This is a genomic window from Sphingomonas sp. A2-49, from assembly GCF_025548555.1.
Classification (GTDB): Bacteria; Pseudomonadota; Alphaproteobacteria; order Sphingomonadales; family Sphingomonadaceae; genus Sphingomonas.
Genome location: NZ_JAJLPA010000004.1, coordinates 170192 through 177071, shown reverse-complemented (window position 1 = coordinate 177071; position 6880 = coordinate 170192). Strand labels below are relative to the sequence as shown.

General features: G+C 70.4%; 6 protein-coding genes. 3 read left to right on the top strand and 3 right to left on the bottom strand.

Features of this window, described 5'->3' with window-relative positions; translation table 11 throughout:
* Positions 1-190 precede the first annotated feature (190 nt).
* From LPN01_RS06765 to LPN01_RS06755, 3 genes are read left to right on the top strand one after another with little or no spacing between them, the layout of a single operon-like run.
* Positions 191-1429 (top strand): extracellular solute-binding protein, encoded by a 1239-nt coding sequence (locus LPN01_RS06765; protein ID WP_262827601.1) that lies wholly within the window; start codon positions 191-193, stop codon positions 1427-1429.
* The gene (locus LPN01_RS06760; RefSeq protein ID WP_262827600.1) at positions 1426-2307 is read left to right on the top strand and encodes a carbohydrate ABC transporter permease; all 882 of its coding nucleotides are present in this window, start codon (positions 1426-1428) and stop codon (positions 2305-2307) included. Before LPN01_RS06765 ends, LPN01_RS06760 begins: the two co-directional genes overlap by 4 nt.
* Positions 2298-3158, top strand: coding sequence for a carbohydrate ABC transporter permease (locus LPN01_RS06755; protein ID WP_262827599.1), 861 nt, complete (start codon positions 2298-2300; stop codon positions 3156-3158). The genes LPN01_RS06760 and LPN01_RS06755 overlap by 10 nt, the downstream gene beginning before the upstream one ends.
* On the opposite strand, the gene LPN01_RS06750 is transcribed toward LPN01_RS06755, so the two are convergent.
* Genes LPN01_RS06750 through LPN01_RS06740 form a run of 3 tightly spaced genes read right to left on the bottom strand, consistent with a single transcriptional unit; the run spans position 3148 to position 6877 of the window.
* Complete coding sequence (locus LPN01_RS06750) at positions 3148-4245, bottom strand: ABC transporter ATP-binding protein (RefSeq protein ID WP_262827598.1); 1098 nt, start codon at positions 4243-4245, stop codon at positions 3148-3150. The genes LPN01_RS06755 and LPN01_RS06750 overlap by 11 nt on opposite strands.
* 45 nt (positions 4246-4290) lie before the next feature.
* On the bottom strand, positions 4291-5355 hold the full coding sequence (locus LPN01_RS06745; protein WP_262827597.1) for a LacI family DNA-binding transcriptional regulator: 1065 nt from the start codon (positions 5353-5355) through the stop codon (positions 4291-4293).
* Positions 5356-5359: 4 nt separating this feature from the next.
* The gene (locus LPN01_RS06740) at positions 5360-6877 is read right to left on the bottom strand and encodes a tryptophan halogenase family protein (RefSeq protein WP_262827610.1); all 1518 of its coding nucleotides are present in this window, start codon (positions 6875-6877) and stop codon (positions 5360-5362) included.
* Between the last annotated feature and the right edge of the window lie 3 nt (positions 6878-6880).

Below are 6880 nucleotides of genomic sequence, written 5' to 3'. Positions count from 1 at the left end.
GCCATGCGGCGCGCGACGCGATCGGCGAAATCATCAGGCAGTCCCCTTTTGCGCGGTTTGTTCCGCGCATCGTTCTTCGATTGTGATACCAGCGGAAAATCATTGCCGACGCAAATGGTTGCACGAGGGTGCGGCACAATTCGACCGGCCGGGAGCAGGAATGACGGCGGCGGTCGAACGAGGGGAAAGTGTGAGCCGGCGGGGGGTGCTGGCAGGGGCGGGGGCGCTGGCCACCGCGGCCTGCGTACCGCGGTCCGGCGGCCGCGGCCTGCGCTTCTGGGCGATGAGCTACGAGGGCGACTATGCCCCGCTGCTGATGACCGCCTTCACCCGCGCGACGGGGCTCGACGTCGACGTCCAGTCGGTGCCGTGGACCGCGGCGCACGAGAAGCTGCTGACCGCGCAGGCGGGGGGATCGCTGCCCGACGTGTTCATGCTGCCGGCGGGCTGGATCGGCGAATTCGCGATGATCGGCGCGATCGCGCCCGTGCCCGCGCCGGCGCTGGTCGCCGATCTGGTGCCGGGCGTGCTCGCGCCGGCCCGCGTCGGCGCACGGACCTATGCCGTGCCCTGGTCGGTCGCGCCGCAGGTGCAATTCTATCGTCGCGACCTGCTCGCCGAGGTTGGCTACGACGCGCCGCCGCAGGATTGGGCGGGATGGCGCCGCATGGGCCATGCGCTCAAGCGGCGGCGGCCGGACGAATTCGTCTTTCTGATGCTGCTCAACTGGCCGGGCGCGCTGCTCGGCATGCTGTTCCAGTCGGGTGCGAGGCTGTTGCGCGACCACGATACCCGCGGCAATTTCCGCACGCCGGAGGCGCGCGCGGCGTTCGCCTTCTACCTGTCGCTTTATGCCGAAGGGCTGGCCCCGGTCGCGCTGTCGACCGAGGTTCAGGATCCGCTCGCCGCCTTCGGCCAGGGCCGCTACGCGATCTGGCCGAGCGGCCCGACGACGCTGCTCGACCTCAGCCGCCGCCAGGCGGAGATACCGCCCGACCGCTGGGGGACGGCGCAGCTCGCCGGTCCGCGCGGCCCCGGCCCGGTGCCCGCCATCAATGCCTGCCTGTGCGTCTCGGCAGCCACGGCGCATCCCGCCGCGGCCTGGGCGCTGGTGCGGCACCTGACGTCCGCGGCGAACGAGTTGCGATTCCAGCGGATGATCGGCACGTTGCCCGCCCGCGCCAGCGCCTGGCACGTGCCGCGGCTCGCCGGCCCGGTGATCGCGCCGTTCGCGGCGCAGATGCTGTCGGTGGCGCCGGTGCCGATGGTGGTGGAGTGGGAACGCATCCAGATCGAGGTGCAGCTGGTCGCCGAACGTATCGTCCGCGGCCTGACGACGATCGACCAGGGGCTGGCCGCGATCGACGCGCGCGTCGACGCGATCCTCGCCAAGCGACGCGCGCTGGTCGAGGCGGGGGCGATCACATGACGCGGCAGGAACGCACCGCCTGGCTGTTCACCGCGCCGGTGCTGGCGGTCATCGCGCTCGTGTTCGTCCTGCCGACGGCGCTGGCGCTGGGCCTCAGCGTCACCGACTACAGCATCTATGCGCTCGCCGACTGGTCGGCATTGCGCTTCGTCGGTCTGGGCAATTTCACGGGGCTGCTGTCGACGCCGCTGTTCTGGCGGGCGCTGGCCAACACCGCGCTGTTCGCGGCGCTGGGCGTGCCGATGGCGGTCGGCGCGTCGCTTGCGGCGGCGTTGCTGCTGCACGACACGACGGTGCGCTGGGCGCCGTTCTGGCGCGTCGCGCTGTTCGCGCCCTATGTCACCAGCGTGGTGGCGACCGCGATCGTCTGGCGCTTCCTGCTCAACACGCGGTTCGGCCTCATCAATTATGCGCTGGGGCTGGTCGGGCTGGGGCCGGTCGACTGGCTGGGCGATCCGCATGCCTCGATCCCCGCGATCCTGCTGTTCGTGACGTGGAAGATCTTCGGCTACAACATGATCGTCTTCATCGCCGCGCTGTCGGCGGTGCCGGCCGACCTGATGGAGGCGGCGCGGCTGGACGGCGCGTCGCGCTGGGGCCGGTTCCGCCACGTCACGCTGCCCGCGATCGGGCCGACGCTGCTGCTCGCCGCGGTGATGAGCGTCGCGGGCTTCCTGCAACTGTTCGCCGAACCCTATGTCATGACGCTCGGCGGGCCGGCGCAGAGCACGGTGACGGTGCTGTATTTCATGTTCGACGAGGGGTTCAAATGGTGGAACCTGGGCCAGGCGTCGGCGGTGGCGCTGATCCTGTTCCTCGCCATCCTGGCGGTGACGATCGTCCAGACGCGGATCGGGCGGCGCTACGAATGGCTGTGAACCGGCGCAAGCGCCTCCGCACGATCCTGGTCAATGGCGCGGTCGCGCTGCTGACCGCGGTGACGTTGCTGCCGCTCGCGTGGATGGTGACGGTGTCGTTCATGCCGCGCGGCGAATCGAGCCGCTTCCCGCCGCCGTTCTGGCCGAGCCGCTGGTCGGGCGAAAACTATTACGAGCTGCTGGTGCGGCGGCTGATCGACGGCGCGTGGTTCGATTACCGGATCATGCCGGCATTGTGGAACAGCGTCCTGATCGCGGTGGTATCGACCGCGCTCGGGCTGCTGCTGACCGTGCCGGCGGGCTATGCGTTCGCCAAGCTGCGCTTCACCGGGCGCGAACGCCTGTTGCGGCTGCTGATCGCCGCGCTGGTGGTGCCGGGACAGGTGGCGATGCTGCCCCTGTTCCTGATGTTCAGGGAACTGGGGCTGGTGAACAGCTATGCCGGCGTGATCCTGCCGAGCCTCGCGGGAATCTTCGCGATCCTGTTCGTGCGACAGGCGACGCTGCGCATCCCCGACGAGATGCTCGACGCGGCGCGGCTCGACGGGGCGAGCGAGCCGCGTATCTTCGCCTCGATCGTGCTGCCGCTGCTGATGCCGATCGTCGTGACGCTGGCGCTGTTCCTGTTCCTGGGCAGCTGGAACGACTTCCTGTGGCCGCTGATCGTCCTGTCCGATCAGCACAAATACACGCTGCCGGTCGCGGTGGCGGGGATCGTGCGCGAACATGCCGCCGATGGCGAGCTGATGATGGCCGCGGCGGTGGTGACGACGCTGCCGGTGCTGACGCTGTTCGTGGCGCTCCAGCGTTTCTACATGCGCGGCCTGCTGGGCGGCAGCGTCAAGGGCTAGGCGCGTTCCGCTGGGTGCGCGGCAGCGCGATCCCGTCCGCGTCGAACAGGTGGACGTTCGCGGGCGCGATCCCGAAGGCGAGCCGCTCGCCCAGCGCGACGCGGCGATCGCCGGGCAGCTGGGCGACGACCGTCCCCGCCTGCCCGCGCACGCCCAGATGCGCGAAGGACAGCGGGCCGAGCCGCTCGAACAGCTCGACCGCGCCGGCGAATGGGCCGTCGTCCTGCGGCACCAGATGTTCGGGCCGCATGCCGAGCGTCACCGCCTGGCCCGGCCGCGCGCGGACCGCGGCATGGAGGTGGCGGCCGTCGGCCAGCCGCACCTGGGCACCCGTGCCGTCGGCGGCGGCGACGGTGGCGGGCATCAGGTTCATCCCCGGCGATCCGATCGCGCGCGCCACCGCCAGCGTCGCCGGCGCGGCGTAGAGATCGAGCGGTGCGCCGACCTGTTCGACGCGCCCCTCGCTCATCACCACGATCCGGTTGGCGAGCGTCATCGCCTCCAGCTGGTCGTGGGTAACGTAGATCATCGTCGCCTGCAATTGCGCGTGCAGGCGGGCGAATTCGTGGCGCATGCGGACGCGCAACTCGGTGTCGAGATTCGACAGCGGCTCGTCGAGCAGCAGCACCTGCGGCTCGCGCACGATCGCGCGCGCGATCGATACGCGCTGGCGCTGGCCCCCGGACAGCGCGGCGGGCCGGCGATCGAGCAGCGCCGTCAGGTCCAGCGAGGCGGCGACCGCGGCGACCCGCGCGCGCACCTCCGCCTTCGGTCGCCGCGCGACCTTGAGCGGGAAGGCGATGTTCTCCGCGACGGTCAAATGCGGGTAGAGCGCGTAGGACTGGAAGACCATCGCCAGCCCGCGGTCGGCGGGGGCGGCATGGGTGACGTCGCGGCCGCCGATCGCGATGCTGCCGGAAGAGGGTTCCTCGAGCCCGGCGATCAGGCGGAGCAAGGTCGACTTGCCGCAACCCGACGGCCCGACGATGACGACGAATTCGCCGTCCGCGATCGACAGGTCGGTCGGCGCCAGTGCCGTTGCGCTGCCGAAGCGCTTGCTCAGTCCGGCTATGTCGACATGGGCCATGCCCGACTCCCTCGGCGCTGGCGCGGCGGACCGCAAGTCCCCGTATCAGCGGGCGGCCGGCGGCGGCGCGGTCGTATCGCGGACGACGAGGCCGGCGGCGACGGTGACCGGCGTCGCGGGCACGTCGCCGCCCTGCCGCTGCGCGATGATGAGCTGTACGGCACGCGAGGCGACTTCCGCGATCGGCTGCACCACCGCGGTCATCGGCGGCGCGGTGTAGCGCATCGCGGGGGTGTCGTCGAAGCTGACCAGCGACAGCGCCGCGGGGATCGCCACGCCCCGCTCGCGCGCCGCCTCCATCGCGCCGAGCGTCATCTGGTCGTTGCTGACGACCAGCGCGGTCACGCGGTCGGCGAGGCCGAGCAGCGTTTCGGCGGCGGCACGCCCGGATGCGTGGGTGAAATCGCCGGTGGCGAGCAGGCCCGCCGCCGGCAGTCCGGCCGCCGCCATCGCCGCGCGCCAGCCCGCGACGCGCCAGCCGCTCAGCTCGTAATCGGCGGGGCCCGCGACGAAGCCGATGCGACGATGGCCGAGGTCGATCAGATGTTCGGTGGCGATGCGGCCGGCACGCTCGTCGTCCATCGTCAGCCGGATGCCGCCGCCCGGGCTGGTCGAACCGATGCGGGCGAAGCTGATCCCCTGTTTCTCGAGCAGGCCGACGATGCGCGGATTGCCCGAATGCGGCGGCGTCAGGACGATGCCGTCGGGCTGGACCGCGTCGATCGCCGCGAGCAGCTCGCGTTCCAGCTGGTCGCTGTGCGTGTCGATCAGCTCGATAATCATGCGATAGCCGTGTTCGGCGCAGGTCAGCATGCCGCCGAGCAGCATCTGGTCGACCCAGTCGGTGCCCTGGCGCGAACGCCAGTCGGCGATCGTGCGTTCGCGGTCGTTGAGCGCGAGGATGAAATAGGAATGCGCGCCGGCCAGCCGCTGCGCCGCGAGCGAGGGGACGTAGCCCAGCCGGTCGATCGACTCCTGCACCCGTTGCATCATCTCGGGCCGGACGTTGGGCGCCTTGTTGACGACGCGGCTGACGGTTTGCAGCGACACGCCGGCATCCGCCGCGACGTGCCTGATCGTCACCGACCGCCGGCGCTTCGCGACCGCCATCGGCTCAGCGCGCTCCGCCCGCCGCCGCCTGGCCGCAATAGCGCGCGATATAGGCGCCGTGCTCGGGCAGGCCGGCGACGGTCTGCCGCATCGTGTCGCGCAGCGAGGCGAGCAGCTTCGCCAGTTCGTCGTCGCGCAGCTTGGCGGCGATCGGGTGCCAGCTGCGCGGCAGGATCCCCTGGCCCATCATCACCTGGACCCAGCTGTTCTCCGCGAACAGTTCCTCGTTGCGGCGGAACACCCGGCCGGTTTCGCGGAACAGTTCGATCTTCTGCGCCAGCGTGTCGGGGACCTCCATCGCCGCGCACTGGCGCCAGAACGGCGAATCGCGCCGGTCGGTGACCTTGTAGTGGAGGATCAGGAAATCGCGGATCTGGAGCATGTCGAGATGCTGCTGGTCGTTGAATTCGGCGATGTCGCGCGGGCTGACGGGCCCCGCCGGCATCATCCGGATCAGCCGCAGGATCGCACGCTGGATCAGGTGGATGCTGGTCGATTCCAGCGGCTCCATGAATCCGCCCGACAGGCCGATGGCGATGCAGTTGCGATGCCACTGCCGCCGCCGCGCGCCGGTGACGAAGCGCAGGCGGTTGGGTTCGGTCCGCACCGGCCCGGCGAGGTTGCCGAGTAGCCGGTCGAGCGCGGCGTCGTGATCGAGGTAGCGGCTGCAATAGACGATGCCGTTGCCGGTGCGGTGCTGGAGCGGGATGCGCCACTGCCAGCCGGCGTCGTGCGCCATCGCGCGGGTGAAGGGCGGCGGCGGCCCGACGCTGTCGGTCTGGACCGCGATCGCCGCGTCGCAGGGAAGGTAGTGCGACCAGTCGTCGAAGCCGGCGTGCAGCGCCCCTTCGATCAGCAGCGCGCGAAAGCCGGTGCAGTCGATGAACAGGTCGCCCGCGATCCGCGTGCCAGATTCCAGCGTCAGCGCAGCGATGTCGCCGCTCTCTCCATCGAGTTCGACCCGCGCGATCCGCCCCTCGACCCGGCGGGTGCCGTCCGCTTCCGCCATCCGGCGCAGGAACTGACCGTACAGCGTCGAATCGAGCTGATAGGCATAGTTCATCCGCTCGTCGGGCAAATGTGCGAACTTCCCTTCCGCCGCGGCGAGCAGCTCCAGGCAATAATCGTCGTAGGGGGCGTCATGGCCCCTGGTGCGGCCGTGCAGCCAGAAATGCTGGAAGCCGGCCGACCAATGGTCGCGGCCGGTCAGGCCGAACGAATGGAAATAGCTGTGGCCGCGGTCCTTCCAGTGATCGAACATGATGCCGAGCTTGAAGGTCGCCTGCGTCGCGCGCATGAACTCGGCCTCGTTGATGCCGAGCAGCCGGTTGTAGGTGACGAGCGGCGGGATCGTCGATTCGCCGACGCCGACGGTGCCGATCGCGTCGGATTCGATCAGCGTCAGGTCGACCGTCCGCCCCATCGTCCGCGCGATCGCGGCGGCCGCCATCCATCCCGCCGTGCCGCCGCCGGCGATGACGATGCGCCGCACCGGTGCCTCGCCGTTGGTCGTGCCGTTCATCGC

Bases quoted from the DNA above. Each gene is read 5' to 3' on its own strand.
- LPN01_RS06760 (WP_262827600.1), top strand. From the start codon at position 1,426: ATGACGCGGCAGGAACGCACCGCCTGGCTGTTCACCGCGCCGGTGCTG.
- LPN01_RS06750 (WP_262827598.1), bottom strand. From the start codon at position 4,245: ATGGCCCATGTCGACATAGCCGGACTGAGCAAGCGCTTCGGCAGCGCA.
- LPN01_RS06755 (WP_262827599.1), top strand. From the start codon at position 2,298: ATGGCTGTGAACCGGCGCAAGCGCCTCCGCACGATCCTGGTCAATGGC.
- LPN01_RS06740 (WP_262827610.1), bottom strand. From the start codon at position 6,877: ATGAACGGCACGACCAACGGCGAGGCACCGGTGCGGCGCATCGTCATC.
- LPN01_RS06745 (WP_262827597.1), bottom strand. From the start codon at position 5,355: ATGGCGGTCGCGAAGCGCCGGCGGTCGGTGACGATCAGGCACGTCGCG.